The sequence below is a fragment of the Enterobacter cloacae complex sp. ECL72 genome, assembly GCF_019056635.1.
GTDB classification, from domain to species: domain Bacteria; phylum Pseudomonadota; class Gammaproteobacteria; order Enterobacterales; family Enterobacteriaceae; genus Enterobacter; species Enterobacter hormaechei_C.
In genome coordinates this window covers 1136782-1151956 of sequence record NZ_CP077659.1, presented here as the reverse complement: position 1 = coordinate 1151956, position 15175 = coordinate 1136782, and the positions used below count along the sequence as shown (strand labels likewise).

The 15175-nt window shown below is 54.1% G+C and carries 13 protein-coding genes; 4 read left to right on the top strand and 9 right to left on the bottom strand.

Annotated features, from left to right (window positions below; all coding sequences use genetic code 11):
- The first annotated feature begins 76 nt into the window (after positions 1 to 76).
- Positions 77 to 1129 (top strand): porin OmpA, encoded by a 1053-nt coding sequence (gene ompA, locus KTH07_RS05345; protein WP_017384806.1) that lies wholly within the window; start codon positions 77 to 79, stop codon positions 1127 to 1129.
- A 65-nt stretch (positions 1130 to 1194) separates the two neighbouring features.
- Here the strand turns inward: ompA and matP are convergent, their stop codons facing one another.
- A complete protein-coding gene (gene matP / locus KTH07_RS05340) occupies positions 1195 to 1647 on the bottom strand; it encodes a macrodomain Ter protein MatP (protein ID WP_006809347.1) in 453 nt (150 codons plus the stop codon).
- Positions 1648 to 1833: 186 nt separating this feature from the next.
- Between matP and KTH07_RS05335 the strand changes: the two genes are divergently transcribed.
- Positions 1834 to 3594 carry a Lon protease family protein gene (locus KTH07_RS05335; RefSeq protein ID WP_017384808.1) on the top strand — a complete coding sequence of 587 codons (1761 nt, stop codon included), beginning with the start codon at positions 1834 to 1836 and terminating at the stop codon, positions 3592 to 3594.
- A gap of 68 nt (positions 3595 to 3662) precedes the next feature.
- Entirely contained in the window at positions 3663 to 4181 is a 519-nt protein-coding gene (fabA, locus tag KTH07_RS05330; protein ID WP_000227926.1) for a bifunctional 3-hydroxydecanoyl-ACP dehydratase/trans-2-decenoyl-ACP isomerase, read from the top strand.
- 71 nt (positions 4182 to 4252) lie between these two features.
- Here the strand turns inward: fabA and rmf are convergent, their stop codons facing one another.
- From rmf to rlmKL, 6 genes are all read right to left on the bottom strand, one after another.
- On the bottom strand, positions 4253 to 4420 hold the full coding sequence (gene rmf / locus KTH07_RS05325) for a ribosome modulation factor (protein ID WP_003858162.1): 168 nt from the start codon (positions 4418 to 4420) through the stop codon (positions 4253 to 4255).
- Between the two features lie 254 nt (positions 4421 to 4674).
- Complete coding sequence (pqiC, locus tag KTH07_RS05320) at positions 4675 to 5241, bottom strand: membrane integrity-associated transporter subunit PqiC (protein WP_015570900.1); 567 nt, start codon at positions 5239 to 5241, stop codon at positions 4675 to 4677.
- Entirely contained in the window at positions 5238 to 6878 is a 1641-nt protein-coding gene (pqiB, locus tag KTH07_RS05315) for an intermembrane transport protein PqiB (protein WP_015570901.1), read from the bottom strand. The genes pqiC and pqiB overlap by 4 nt, the downstream gene beginning before the upstream one ends.
- A gap of 4 nt (positions 6879 to 6882) precedes the next feature.
- The gene (pqiA, locus tag KTH07_RS05310; RefSeq protein ID WP_023303400.1) at positions 6883 to 8136 is read right to left on the bottom strand and encodes a membrane integrity-associated transporter subunit PqiA; all 1254 of its coding nucleotides are present in this window, start codon (positions 8134 to 8136) and stop codon (positions 6883 to 6885) included.
- Positions 8137 to 8149: 13 nt separating this feature from the next.
- Positions 8150 to 10057 (bottom strand): ABC transporter ATP-binding protein, encoded by a 1908-nt coding sequence (locus KTH07_RS05305; RefSeq protein ID WP_023296269.1) that lies wholly within the window; start codon positions 10055 to 10057, stop codon positions 8150 to 8152.
- Positions 10058 to 10069: 12 nt separating this feature from the next.
- Positions 10070 to 12178, bottom strand: a complete 2109-nt coding sequence (rlmKL, locus tag KTH07_RS05300) for a bifunctional 23S rRNA (guanine(2069)-N(7))-methyltransferase RlmK/23S rRNA (guanine(2445)-N(2))-methyltransferase RlmL (protein WP_063161999.1) — start codon at positions 12176 to 12178, stop codon at positions 10070 to 10072.
- Between the two features lie 98 nt (positions 12179 to 12276).
- On the opposite strand from rlmKL, the gene KTH07_RS05295 reads away from it, so the two are divergent.
- Positions 12277 to 13386, top strand: coding sequence for a YcbX family protein (locus tag KTH07_RS05295; protein ID WP_017384813.1), 1110 nt, complete (start codon positions 12277 to 12279; stop codon positions 13384 to 13386).
- Here the strand turns inward: KTH07_RS05295 and zapC are convergent.
- Both zapC and pyrD read right to left on the bottom strand, forming a co-directional pair.
- Positions 13383 to 13925, bottom strand: coding sequence for a cell division protein ZapC (zapC, locus tag KTH07_RS05290; RefSeq protein ID WP_015570906.1), 543 nt, complete (start codon positions 13923 to 13925; stop codon positions 13383 to 13385). The two genes, KTH07_RS05295 and zapC, sit on opposite strands and share 4 nt — an antisense overlap.
- A gap of 166 nt (positions 13926 to 14091) precedes the next feature.
- Positions 14092 to 15102: a quinone-dependent dihydroorotate dehydrogenase gene (gene pyrD, locus KTH07_RS05285; protein WP_015570907.1), complete on the bottom strand. Its 1011-nt coding sequence runs from the start codon at positions 15100 to 15102 to the stop codon at positions 14092 to 14094.
- Positions 15103 to 15175 lie beyond the last annotated feature (73 nt).

Below are 15175 nucleotides of genomic sequence, written 5' to 3'. Positions count from 1 at the left end.
CCGGTGAAGGATTTAACCGTGATTCCTCCGATGGAGATATTCATGGCAAATTTTGGATGATAACGAGGCGCAAAAAATGAAAAAGACAGCTATCGCGATTGCAGTGGCACTGGCTGGCTTCGCTACCGTAGCGCAGGCCGCTCCGAAAGATAATACCTGGTATGCAGGTGGTAAACTGGGCTGGTCTCAGTTCCATGACACCGGTTGGTACAACAGCAGCCTGAACAACGATGGCCCTACTCACGAGAGCCAGCTGGGTGCAGGTGCGTTCGGTGGCTATCAGGTTAACCCGTATGTTGGCTTTGAAATGGGTTACGACTGGTTAGGTCGTATGCCTTACAAAGGCGACAAGGTAAATGGCGCTTTCAAAGCTCAAGGCGTACAGCTGACCGCTAAACTGGGTTACCCAGTGACTGACGATCTGGACGTGTACACCCGTCTGGGCGGCATGGTATGGCGTGCAGACTCCAGCAACAGCATCGCTGGTGACGACCACGACACTGGTGTTTCCCCAGTATTCGCTGGTGGCGTTGAGTGGGCAATGACCCGTGACATCGCTACCCGTCTGGAATACCAGTGGGTTAACAACATCGGTGACGGTGCTACCGTTGGCGTTCGTCCAGACAACGGCATGCTGAGCGTTGGTGTTTCTTACCGTTTCGGTCAGCAGGAAGATGCGCCAGTCGTAGCTCCAGCTCCGGCTCCAGCTCCAGAAGTACAGACCAAGCACTTCACTCTGAAGTCTGACGTTCTGTTCAACTTCAACAAAGCTACCCTGAAACCAGAAGGTCAGCAGGCACTGGATCAGCTGTACACCCAGCTGAGCAACCTGGATCCTAAAGACGGTTCTGTAGTGGTTCTGGGCTTCACCGACCGTATCGGTTCTGACGCTTACAACCAGGGTCTGTCTGAGAAACGTGCTCAGTCTGTAGTTGATTACCTGGTATCTAAAGGTATCCCAGCTAACAAGATCTCCCCACGTGGTATGGGCGAATCTAACCCAGTTACCGGTTCTACCTGTGACAACGTGAAACCACGCGCTGCACTGATCGACTGCCTGGCACCAGATCGTCGCGTAGAGATCGAAGTTAAAGGTATCAAAGACGTTGTAACTCAGCCTGCGGCATAAGTTATCGTCTTATAAAAAAACCCCGCGATGCGGGGTTTTTTATTATCTGAAGAAAAGTAAAAAGCTTATTTTTTACCTAACAGTGCCTGTAGATCGTTCTTCAGCGTCGACATCTGGCTGGCATACTTCTCTTTGTGCTCGGCATCTTCAATCAGCTGCACCACCGTTTCCGACAGGGTTTTTCCGCGCCGCTGCGCAAGCCCGGCCAGACGCTGCCAGACCATGAACTCCAGGTCGATCGATTTCTTACGGGTGTGCTGATGCTCGGCATTGAAATGCCGTTTACGACGAGCACGGATAGTTTGCTTCATCCGGTTTAACAAGGCCGGATTAATGTGTTTCTCAATCCAGCCGTTGACCTGTACCGGTTCGTTTTCGAGGGTCAGCAACATATCCACAGCTTCTTGTGCCGCGCTGGCTTCGATGTAGCAGGTGATCAGCTCCCCTTCACGGTGCTTTTTGACCAGGTACTTCCATTTCCAGCCGCTTTCGAGGTTTTCCAGTTGTTGATATTTCATTGCGATCTCAGTGTTACCGTGTAACTCTGTTCAGAATATCAGTTTTTTGGCAATCTGCTGAAAAGAAATCATATCCTGTGAAACGCCGCAGGCGATCCGCATGACGAAAACCCGAATCCTGATTGGGCAGAGTGCGCCGCTTACGGTATACTCCACGGTTTTACTTCTGACTAAAAAACATCAACTTTGACCATTACGAAACTTGCATGGCGTGACCTGGTTCCGGATACCGAGAGCTATCAGGAGCTGTTTGCACAGCCAGACCTCACAAAAGAACACGAATTCATACTTAGCGATACACAACCGCGTTTGCATTACGCGCTGGAGCAGATGTCATCCCCATGGGCTACATCTCCTTTTATGCTGCTCAAAGCCCCGGAAGAAGCCGAGTATCTGACGCTTCTCGGTGATGCCATGCGCCAGTTGCATCCAAAAACGAATGCCGTTTTTGGTGGTCAGTACCATATTGCCGGACGTGACGTGACCTTCGAACCTGCCACGCAGGCAGACGGACAATTCGCTGCAAAAGGCGAAGTGATCACCGCCAACTGGGTGGAAGCAGAACAGCTGTTCGGCTGCCTTCGTCAGTTCAATGGCGATGTGTCACTGCAACCCGGTCTGGTACACCGCGCGAACGGTGGTGTGTTGCTCATCTCCCTTCGCACCCTGCTCGCACAGCCTCTGCTGTGGATGCGCCTGAAAACGGTGGTGATGCAGCAACGTTTTGACTGGATAGGCTACGACGATTCACGTCCGCTGCCTGTTTCCATTCCGTCTATGCCGCTGTCGCTGACCGTCGTGCTGACGGGTGACCGTGAATCTCTGGCTGATTTCCAGGAAATGGAGCCAGAACTCGCGGAGCAGGCGGTTTACAGTGAATTTGAAGACAATATTCAGATCGCCGATGCCGATGACATGGCGCAGTGGTGTCAGTGGGTTATGGCCGTGGCGGAACGTTTCGCGCTGCCCTCGCCTGCCGAGGATGCGTGGCCGGGCTTAATCCGCGAGGCCGTACGCTACACTGGCGATCAGGAAACCCTGCCGCTCTGCCCGCTCTGGATCGGTAAACAGCTGCGTGAAGTGGGCGTTATCAGCGGCAACGGTCCGTTTACTGGTGAGCAGCTTAGCCAGATGCTGGCCCAGCGTGAATGGCGTGAAGGTTATCTTGCTGACCGTATGCAGGATGAAATTCTGCTGGAACAGATTCTGGTGGAGACCGAAGGCGAACGTATCGGGCAAATCAACGCCTTGTCCGTCATCGAGTTCCCCGGACACCCGCGCGCCTTTGGCGAGCCTTCCCGTATCAGCTGTGTCGTGCACATTGGTGACGGCGAATTTACCGATATCGAACGCAAGGCCGAACTGGGCGGAAACATTCATGCCAAAGGCATGATGATCATGCAGGCATTCCTGATGTCTGAACTTCAGCTGGAGCAGCAGATCCCCTTCTCTGCCTCGTTGACCTTTGAGCAGTCCTACAGTGAAGTCGACGGCGACAGCGCCTCGATGGCAGAGCTGTGCGCCGTGATCAGCGCGCTTGCAGACGTACCGATTAATCAGAATATTGCGATTACCGGTTCCGTAGATCAGTTTGGTCGTGCTCAACCGGTGGGTGGACTGAATGAGAAAATCGAAGGCTTCTTTGCTATCTGCCAGCAGCGCGGTTTAAACGGCAAACAGGGCGTGATTATTCCGGCGCCTAACGCTCGCCATTTGAGCCTGAGCCAGGCGATTCTGGATGCGGTAGAGCAGGAACAATTCGCCGTCTGGGCCATCGAAGGGGTTGAGGATGCTCTACCCTTACTGACAAACCTGGTCTGGGACGGCGAAGGCCAGACAACCCTGATGCAGACCATTCAGGAACGTATAGCTCAGGCGACACAGCAGGATGCTCGTCATCGTTATCCGTGGCCGTTACGCTGGTTAAGTTGGTTTAGTGCTAACTGATCGGACTTGTTCAGCGTACACGTGTTAGCTATCCTGCGTCCTTCACTAAAATAAGGCTTACTGAGAACATGGTAGATAAACGCGAATCCTATACTAAAGAAGACCTTCTTGCCTCTGGTCGCGGTGAACTGTTTGGTGCGAAAGGCCCGCAGTTACCGGCCCCAAATATGCTGATGATGGACCGTGTCGTGAAAATGACCGAAACCGGCGGCAACTTTGATAAGGGTTACGTAGAAGCAGAACTCGATATCAACCCGGACCTGTGGTTCTTCGGTTGCCACTTTATTGGCGATCCGGTAATGCCTGGCTGCCTGGGCCTCGATGCCATGTGGCAGCTGGTTGGCTTCTATCTGGGCTGGCTTGGCGGTGAAGGTAAAGGCCGTGCGCTGGGCGTAGGCGAAGTGAAATTCACCGGTCAGGTTCTGCCTACCGCGAAGAAAGTCACCTACCGTATCCATTTCAAACGCATCGTTAACCGCCGCCTGATTATGGGCCTGGCGGACGGTGAAGTGCTGGTAGATGGTCGTCTTATCTATACTGCGAACGACCTGAAAGTGGGTCTGTTCCAGGATACCTCCGCTTTCTGATAACGGCATTTAGCCCCTTCCAGAAAGGCGAAACCTCCGCATTGCGGAGGTTTCTTTTTAAAGAGACGGTATCAAGCAAGTACTGCCCTGTCTCCGATGGCTTCTCGCCAGCCCCCTAGCCATTGGGACCTTTGATTCAGGGCCTGATAGGGACACATTTCTTTTGAACGTCCGGCGATGCCAGCCTGATAACCACGTTGATGAGCCCTTTCCAGGCGATCTCGTTTCTGTCTCTTCATGCCTCGTTTCCCTCATTTTTTTGTCTGGTGGAAAGAAAACAGTGATTGCAATATGTGCAAGCACAGTTAACGAATACCCCGAATCGGCGTCAGCGTCAACGTTCAAAATTCATACGGGTGTCATATTTGTGAGCTACATGGAAGATCGTTTGTACAAAAAATGTGACGCGGGACAAGTAACAAACTGAACATAAAACGAAAAAAAAGCCGCAATCAGCAAGAAGCTGAGTGCGGCTTTCGTCGATGAATTTTACTTATGGCAGCCGGGAAATCTCTCTTGCGATAGCAGCCGACTCCTGTGCCCACCCCTGCGCAAGCACTTTCACCATTTCGTCATAGCCATCTTTCTGCTGCTTCAGTTCCAGATGGAAAGGACGCTTAATCAGCTGGCCCTGATGATTCAAGAGCCACTCCCCGCTGATAACAACCGCACCATCATAGCGGCCATGGAATCCCGTCACGTTAACATTCAGGGTATCCTGATCGCTTCCCAGAGGCTGCGAGGCGACTACCCAACCAGGGAGCTGGCTGCTCAGATTCGCCACCAGCGTATTGCGTAGCTGCTGATCCAGCGGGCTGGCCCACAGGTTATTGTTGGCGATAACGTACTGCACATCGCTGGTCTGGTAGACCACCCCGTTGCCCGCCAGATAATCTGGCACGGCAACCTGTTCAACCCACAGCAGACGGCTGCCCTGCGAGCTGCTACTCTGCGCACCGGATTGCGCGCTTAACGGCAACTGGTAGTAGCTTTTGTTATCGCTTCCAGAGCTACAGGCCGTTAATACCAGTGCGCCTGCGATGATTAGCCATTTTTTCATTGTTTCGCCCTCTTAGGCTCAGGATCCTTTTTGTCTTTCGCTTCAAACACCAGCGCGTTGCTCTTTTCATTGAGCGTTTTCAGAACGGGCTGTAGCTCGCGTAAAACCTGATCAAGACGTTGCATATCCGCCACCATCTTGTTGTAAGCCGCTGAGCCCGGCTGGAAGCCCTGCATACTGCGATTCAGTTCGCGCAACGTTTTCTGCATATCCTGCGGCAGCTGCTGCATGGACTGGTTGGCGGTGATCTTGTTGATATTATCCAGCGTGGTTTGCAGACGTTGCATCGTCGCCTGGCTCTGATGCAGTGATCCCGTCGCGGCCTCAAGCATTGGATTCAGCGGCAGATTGTTGATCTTATCCAGTGTTTCCATCAGGCGCTGTTGGATCTGCGCCAGGCCACTGCTGACCGTAGGAATGATTTTGTAGCCGCCAAATTCACGGATCCCCGTCATTGGTGGCGCTTTTGGATAGAAGTCCATATCGACATATAACGCCCCTGTGACCAGGTTGCCAGTTTTCAGCGAGCCACGCAGACCGCGATTCATCAGATCGCTGATATGCTCCCCAATATCCTGGTCCTCGCCTATCTGGTTAATCAAACGCTCAGGCTCAATGCGGATCAGCACCGGAATACGATAATCATCATCAAGCATCTGCTTGAGTCCCGGAACAAAGTAAGGCACTTGTCCCACGGTCCCCAGACGGATACCGCGGAACTCAACTGGCGCCCCAGGCTGCAAGCCGCGTACAGAGTCCTTAAAGAACATCAGGTAGTCGATGTGATCGGTATAGAGCGCATCCTGAATGCTTTTTTGATCGTCAAACAGCCTGAAGGCGGTTTTCTCCGCCACCGGTTGTCCCAGATCTATACCTTCCGGCACATCAAAACTGACGCCCCCACCAAACAGCGTGGTGAGTGAACCCATCTCAACGCGCATCCCCGCAGAGGTCAGATCCACCGCGATCCCGCTGTCTTTCCAGAAGCGAACGTTGCTGGTCACCAGGCGGTCATTAGGCGCATTGATAAAAAGCTGATAGCTGATGGTCCGTTTTTGCGGATCGAAGGTGCTTGTTTCAACCGAACCGACGCGATACCCACGGAACAGCACCGGATCGCCCGGCGAGAGCTGGCCCGCTTTTTTGCTGTCCAGAATAACGCGGATCCCTTTTGCATCCGGTGGCGCAAGCGGCGGTGAATCCAGCAGCTGATAGTTTGCTGGCTGGGCGCCTTTGTTGCCGGGCTGGAGTTCGATGTAGGCCCCTGACAATAGCGTCCCTAAGCCGCTGATCCCTTCTCTTCCGACCTGCGGTTTCACTACCCAAAAAACAGAATCTTCATGGAGCAGTTTTTCCATGCCGGCATTCAGGCGGGCCTTGATTTCAACATGGGTTAAATCATCCGTCAGGGTCGCGCTTTCCACGACACCCACATCCACGCTGCGGCTCTTGATGGTGGTTTTTCCGCCCTCAATCCCCTCTGCATTGGTGGTAATTAGCGTGACTTCCGGTCCCTGATGGCTGTAATGATAAAACAGGATCCATGCACCGATCAGCGCGGTCACGATGGGGAAAATCCACACCGGCGACCAGTTTCTGACCTTCTGCACTTTAGCCTCTCCACTCTTATTTTCCATGCTCTTACTCTTCCTCATGGCTTGAATCGGGCTCACGATCCCACGATAAACGAGGGTCGAAGGTCATGGCCGCAAACATGGTCATAATGACGACCAACGCAAACATCAGCGCCCCCATAGCGGGATAAATACTCATCAGCCCCCCCATACGCACCAGCGCTGAGAGAACCGCAATCACGAACACGTCAATCATCGACCAGCGGCCAACAAATTCCACGACCTCATAAATCAGATGCATACGCTCGCTGTCTCGCTTACCGTGCCCTTTTGCATCCCAGCAAAGCCAGGCAATGGCAATCATCTTTAAGGTCGGAACCATAATACTGGCGAGGAATATGACGCCTGCTACAGGGTAAGACCCCTCACTCCACAGCAAAATCACCCCGGCCAGTATGGTCGAGGGCATTCTGTCGCCGAGCAGATCGGTGATCATGATCGGCAAGATATTGGCGGGCAGATAGAGCATGACAGAGGTCACCAGCAGCGCCATGGTCCATTGCAGGCTATTTTTACGCCGGACGTGACCTTTTGTTTCACAGCGCGGGCACACCTCGACATCCGCGGGCAGCACGGCGGTGCAGCACGAGCAGGAGCGAAGCCCCTGACGGATACCCGGTACGCCCACCTTTACCGTCTGCGAGAGCGTAGGCGCCGGGGCAATATCGTCCCAGGCCCAGCGTCGGTCCACGCACTGGAACGCGCGCAGTTGTAGCACGCAGTACAGACACCACGGAATAAAGCTGCTGCCAATCCCCACATCGCCGTAGGCCATCAGCTTCACGAAACTGACCAGGATACCCGCGAGAAAAATTTCCGCCATCCCCCAGCTTTTCAACTGGAACAGGATCCGCGCGAGTTTGATTTTAAGGACAGTGGGCATCCTGACGCGGTTGACCAGCAGCAGAATGACGACCAGGCAAAAAGCCGGGACGATCTGCACGAAAAGAAGAAAGAAGGTGCCAAGGCTGGCGTAATCTTCCGAGAACATCACGCCTGGTATTTCCAGTAAATCCACCTGGCTGGTCATCCCGCCCACTTTCATATAGATGAAAGGGAAGAGATTGGAGAGCAGTAACATGAATAAGGCTGCCAGCGCATAAGCCGTAGGACGCTGCCTTGGCGCGTCCCACTCGGTCGTCAGCGCAGCGCCGCAGCGCGGGCAGGCAGCCTTATGTCCGTGACCAAGCTCTGGCAACGCCACGAGCATATCGCATTGCGAGCATAATATATGCCGATCGGCATGGTGCTGGTCACACATAGATTATCCCTGTTTATGCGCCGTTTTTCAGAGACTCAAGGTACTCCCAGCGCTCAAATGCCTCTTCCAGCGCCTGTTCAGCCTGGGAGAGTTCAGCCAATACTTTCTGAGTATAGTCGTGAGGCTGCGTAAAGAATGACGCATCAGCGACCTGGATTTGCAGTGCTTCCAGTGCAGCTTCCAGCTCTTCCAGACGCTGCGGCAGCCCTTCCAGCTCGCGCTGCAAGTTATAACTCATTTTAGCAGGAGACTTTTTGACAGTTTCTGCCTTTGCAACAACAGGTTCAGCGACATTTTTGGTCTTCGCCTGTTTTTGCGCCAGCGACTGCGATTGCTGTCCACGCGCGTCATGATAGCCGCCCACATATTGCCCGATGCGCCCTTTGCCTTCGAAGATCCAGCACTCGGTCACGGTGTTATCGACAAACTGACGATCGTGGCTGACCAGCATTACGGTTCCCTGATAACCATCAATTAACTCTTCCAGCAGTTCCAGCGTTTCGACATCCAGATCGTTAGTCGGTTCATCGAGAATCAATAAGTTACTGGGTTTCAGGAACAGACGCGCCAGCAAAAGACGGTTACGTTCTCCCCCGGACAGCGCGCGCACCGGCGTCATAGCGCGTTTCGGGTGGAACAGGAAGTCCTGAAGGTAGCCCAGCACGTGACGCGGCTTGCCATTAACCATGACCTCCTGTTTACCCTCGGCGAGGTTATCCATCACCGTACGGTCTGGATCCAGCTCGGCGCGGTGCTGGTCGAAGTACGCCACTTCCAGTTTGGTACCGCAGTGGATACGACCGCTGTCGGCCTGGAGCTGACCGAGCATCAGTTTCAGCAGTGTGGTTTTACCGCACCCGTTCGGGCCGATCAGCGCAATTTTGTCGCCGCGCTGAACCTGAGCGGAGAAATCGTTCACCAGCACTTTGCCGTCAACCGAATAATTCACGTTCTCCATTTCGAAGACAATCTTGCCCGAGCGGGACGCCTCTTCCACCTGCATTTTGGCGCTACCCATGACTTCGCGGCGTTCGCTACGTTCGCGGCGCATCGCCTTCAGGGCGCGAACGCGGCCTTCGTTACGGGTACGACGCGCTTTAATGCCCTGACGGATCCATACCTCTTCCTGGGCCAGCTTGCGGTCGAACTCGGCGTTTTGCAGCTCTTCCACGCGCAGGTTTTCTTCTTTCTCCAGCAGATAGGTATCGTAATCGCCCGGATAGGTCACCAGCTTGCCGCGATCGAGATCGACAATGCGCGTAGCCATGTTGCGGATGAACGAACGGTCGTGGGAGATGAAGATAATGGTACCGTTAAAGGTTTTCAGGAACCCTTCCAGCCAGTCAATCGCTTCGATATCCAGGTGGTTCGTCGGTTCGTCCAGCAGCAGCACCTTAGGCCCGCTCACCAGGGCACGACCCAGCGCCGCTTTACGCAGCCAGCCGCCGGAGAGCGCCGACAGCTCCATATCCGCTTCCAGGCCAAGCTGGGCCAGCACTTCATTAATGCGGTTTTCCAACTGCCACAGACCGTGGTGATCGAGCATCTCCTGCACTTTTGCCAGCTCGTTGAGATTCTTGTCGCTCGGGTCCGTCATCACCAGATGCGAAATCTCGTGGTAACGCTTGAGGTATTCCGCCTGCTCTGAAATCCCTTCGGCCACAAAATCGTACACGCTGCCGGTGACGTTACGCGGCGGATCCTGTTGCAGACGAGAGACGATCAGATCCTGCTCGTAAACAATACGGCCGTCATCCAGCCCCTGCTCACGGTTGAGGATTTTCATCAGCGTCGATTTACCTGCGCCGTTACGGCCCACCAGACAGACGCGCTCGTTATCTTCGATATGCAGCTCTGCATTATCGAGAAGCGGTGAGTCGCTGAAAGAGAGCCACGCGCCGTGCATACTAATTAAAGACATTTATTTTTCCTTTCAGACCGCGGAGATCAGCCAGCAGTTGTGGATTTGACGGTTACGGGCAAAGTCCTGAGACAGCGTTTTTTGGCTGATTTCTTGTGCTTTCAGTCCCAGTTCGGCCAGGCCGTCGTGATCCATGCGGAATCCGCGCTTGTTATTCGAGAACATAATGGTGCCGCCTTTACGCAGCAGACGCTTCAGGTCAGTCATCAGGCGCAGGTGATCGCGTTGAACATCAAAGCTATCCTCCATACGCTTGGAGTTAGAGAAGGTCGGCGGATCGATAAAGATCAGGTCAAACTGCTCGTCGGTATCGCGCAGCCAGCCCAGCACGTCGGCCTGTAACAGGCGATGCTGACGGCCGGTTAAGCCGTTAAGACGCAGGTTGCGCTCTGCCCACTCCAGATAAGTCCGGGACATATCTACCGTGGTGGTGCTACGCGCGCCGCCAAGCCCCGCATGAACGCTGGCGCTGCCGGTATAGGAGAACAGGTTCAGGAAGTCTTTCCCCTTGCTCATCTGGCCCAGCATGCGGCGGGCGATACGGTGATCGAGGAACAGGCCGGTATCAAGGTAGTCGGTCAGGTTAACCCACAGGCGCGCGTTATATTCGCCCACTTCGAGGAAGTCGCCTTTCTCGCCCATCTTCTGATACTGATTTTTACCTTTCTGACGCTCACGGGTTTTCAGCACCAGCTTGTTTGGCGAAATGCCAAGTACGGCGATGGTGGCCGCAATCACATCCAGCATACGCTGACGCGCTTTTTGCGCATCGATAGTTTTCGGCGGGGCGTATTCCTGAACCACCACCCAGTCCGCATAGCGGTCAACCGCCACGTTGTACTCGGGCAGGTCAGCGTCGTACAGGCGATAACATTCGATGCCTTCTTGCTTCGCCCACTTCTCAAATTTCTTCAGGTTTTTGCGCAGGCGGTTGGCGTAATCTTCCGCCACGCCTGACGGTTTGCTATCCGCCGCTACCTCTGCCAGATGGTAGTTTTTCTGCACGCAGTCCAGCGGGCCGTTTTTCGCTTTGAACTGGCGATCGGCACGCAATTGCAGGCAGCTCAGCAGCTCCGGCGAGGCGCTAAACAGGGAGAGGTTCCAGCCGCCGAAATGCGCTTTCATGTTGCGGCCCAGCAGGCTGTGCAGTGCAATCAGCGCCGGCTCGCTGTCCAGACGCTCACCATACGGCGGGTTGCTGATCACCGTACCGTACTGGCCTTTTGGCAGAGGATTGGTCAGGTTCGCCACGTCCTTCACCTCGAAGGTCACCAGCTCGCCGATACCGGCACGACGGGCGTTGCTGCGCGCGCGTTCAATCACCCGTGCGTCGCTGTCCGAACCGTAAAAGTGAGAGGTGTACTCCGCCAGCCCTTTACGGGCGCGGGTCTGCGCATCGTCTTTGACCTCTTTCCAGATGGCTTCATCGTGCTGCGCCCAGCCTTTGAAGCCCCAGTGGCCGCGGTGCAGCCCTGGCGCACGGTCGGTGGCCAGCATCGCGGCTTCAATCAGCAGCGTACCGGAACCGCACATCGGATCGAGCAGCGGCGTACCTGGCTGCCATCCGGAGCGCATCACGATAGCGGCAGCCAGCGTTTCTTTGATCGGCGCCATCCCGGTGCGATCGCGATAGCCGCGCAGATGCAGGCCTGCGCCACTCAGATCCAGAGAAATACTGGCCGTATCGCCGTTCAGCCAGACGTTGATACGCAGATCCGGGTTTTCACGGTCAACGTTCGGACGTTCTTTATTGCGACGCGTGAAGCAGTCCACAATGGCATCCTTAACGCGCAGGGCACCATACTGGCTGTTGCGGATCTCATCGTTGACGCCGTTGAAATGCACCGCAAAGGTAGCGTCCGGGGTGAAGATCTCTGTCCAGTCGATCATCTGTACGCCGGTGTAGAGATCAAGATCGCTGTAGACCTTGCACTCTTTCATCGGCAGCATGATGCGCGACGCCAGACGGCTCCACATCAGGCTCTGGTAAATAAGCCGCGTGTCGCCCTCAAAATGGACACCACCCTGAACCACCCGGCACTCTTTCGCGCCCAGGGCTTCCAGTTCAGTTTTTAACAGCTCTTCCAGCCCACGGGCCGTACTGGCAAACAGAGAATTCATATCGTCACTTTTACTCATAGAAAATTGTCGCGCATTATAGCTAATATGGCGTGTATGTCATAAAGTTGAAGGCTTATTTTCTTTAGCGGGAGTGTGCAGTGGCGACGTTATCCAGGCTTTTTATTCATCCGGTGAAATCCATGCGCGGCATCGGCGTCTCTCACGCGCTGGCCGATATGAGCGGATTCGCCTTCGATCGTATTTTTATGGTCACCGAGCCTGACGGTACGTTTATCACCGCACGTCAGTTCCCGCAGATGGTTCGCTTTACCCCTTCCCCGCTTCATGACGGGCTGCATTTGACTGCGCCGGACGGTTCAAGCGTCGTGATCCGCTTTGCTGATTTTGCGCCGCTTGATGCGCCAACGGAAGTGTGGGGCAATCATTTTACCGCGCGTATCGCGCCGGATAACATTAACCAGTGGCTGAGCGGCTTTTTCTCCCGTGACGTTCAGCTGCGCTGGGTTGGGCCTGCGCTGACCCGTCGCGTGAAGCGCCACGATGCGGTTCCTCTCTCCTTCGCGGATGGTTTTCCCTTCCTTCTGACCAGCGAGGCCTCGCTGCGTGATTTACAAAACCGTTGCAAAGCCAGCGTGCAGATGGAGCAATTTCGCCCGAATCTGGTGGTGACCGGAGCGAATGCCTGGGATGAAGATACTTGGAAAGTGATCCGCATCGGCAGCGTTATTTTTGATGTCGTGAAGCCGTGCAGCCGCTGTATTTTTACCACCGTCAGCCCGGAGAAAGGCCAGAAACACCCTTCCGGCGAACCGCTGAAAACCTTGCAGTCATTTCGTACCGCGCAGGATAACGGCGATGTCGACTTCGGCCAGAACCTGATCCCCCGCTCCAGCGGCGTGATCCGCGTGGGCGACGAGGTCGAAATTCTCACCCGCGGGCCTGCCAGGGTGTACGGCGCAGGTCAGGAAGAAGAGATGGTTGACGTTGTCACCAACGTCGCTTCCGCGGTGGATATTCACTGGGAAGGCAAAGTTATCCGTGGTAACAATCAGCAGGTGCTACTGGAACAGCTGGAACAGGCAGGTATCCGCGTACCGTATTCCTGTCGCGCGGGGATTTGCGGATGCTGTCGCATTAAACTGGTCGATGGTGAAGTAAGTGCCCTGAAGAAATCTGCGATTGGCAGTGACGGCACGATCCTGTGCTGTAGCTGTGTCCCGAAAACATCCGTACAGCTGGAAGCTTAAACTGCCTGTTCAAGGCTGAAGGAATCAACGCGCAGCTGTGGCTTCAGCCTGTCATTCATCACTTTGATGGCATCACCTAACTGCATAACTCGCCCGGCAATGGTCACGCCGGGTTGGGCCAGCAAACAGAGCGCAGCGTTTTCACCGGGTTCAACCACCAGCAAATTCACCTCTTCTTCGGTATCGCTCAGATTGACGCTCGCCGCATCGCCGATAGCCGGGGTCCAGCACATGCCGTGGGCGAGAAAATGCCAGCTTTTCGGCATTTGAGGTTTCAGGAAACGGATCGCCACCAGCGCATTTAGTACCAGTTCAGCGCGCTGTTCTTTGGAGAGATCGAACTCGCGGCATTTTTCTTCAAAAGAGAAATAGAGTGCAGCGTCGTCAACGCAAAAGCCTGAGGGAGCAAACGCGTCTGGCGTTAACATTCGGCGCGCAAAACGAGAGCGAAACAACATGCCATTGGCTAAGTCGAGCATCATACGGTCATGCTCGTCACAAAAATACCAGCGCCAGTTATCGTCAGGTTTAATTCGCATGTTTCTCTCCCGTCCCCTAAACGTCCTGTACTAAAAATGTCCTGTTTGCCGCTTCGCTTATAACACTAGTAATAAAAGACTATAATGTTTAAATAAGCAACAATGACGGAATATAAAACAACCAGGGCTGGAAATAAAGCCCTGGTTGTCTGATTAAGAGAAAAGATTAGATATGCGTGACGATTTCTTTAATCAGCGGCGGCCCTTTAAAAATAAAGCCGGAATAAATTTGCACCAGCGATGCACCTGCCGCCATCTTCTCACGTGCAGCGATGACAGAGTCAATGCCACCCACGCCAATAATCGGCAGCTGACCTTTTAATTCTGCGGAGAGTGCGCGAATAATTTCGGTGCTTTTTAATTGTACCGGACGGCCACTTAATCCACCCGCTTCGTCACAGTTTTTCATTCCCTGAACGAGAGAGCGATCGAGTGTTGTATTGGTTGCAATCACACCATCAATATTATGGCGAACTAAACTGTCGGCAACCTGGATCAATTCTTCTGCCGAAAGATCCGGGGCGATCTTAACCGCGACCGGAACATATTTATGGTGGATCGCCTGTAGCGCCGTTTGTTTATTTTTAATGGCGCTAAGAAGATCGTCGAGCGCTTCGCCATATTGTAATGAACGCAGCCCTGGGGTGTTAGGCGAAGATATATTCACCGCAATATAACCGGCATAGGCATAGACTTTTTCCATACAAATCAGATAGTCATCTTTACCCTGCTCGACCGGCGTGTCTTTATTTTTGCCAATATTAATACCCAGCACGCCATCAAAATGGGCTTTCTTAACGTTCTCAACCAGATGATCGACGCCAAGGTTATTAAAGCCCATGCGGTTGATCAGCCCCTCGGCTTCAACCAGGCGAAACAGACGTGGCTTGTCATTTCCCGGCTGCGGACGCGGCGTCACCGTCCCGATTTCGATCGAGCCAAAGCCCATCGCACCGAGTGCATCAATGCATTCGCCATTTTTGTCCAGACCGGCCGCCAGGCCCAGTGGATTTTTGAAAGTCAGGCCCATGCACTGAACTGGTTTTTCCGGCACGTTTTGACGCACCAGCGCGGCCAGAGGCGTTCCTGTAATACGGCGTAACTGCTGAAATGTAAATTCATGAGCGCGCTCAGGATCGAGCTGGAAAAGGGCTTTACGAACGAAGGGGTAGTACATGAACTCTCCTGGATTCCCGGTGTGCAAACCGGGAGGGGATTATGTGCGATTCCGCCCGGAAAGGGAATTGACC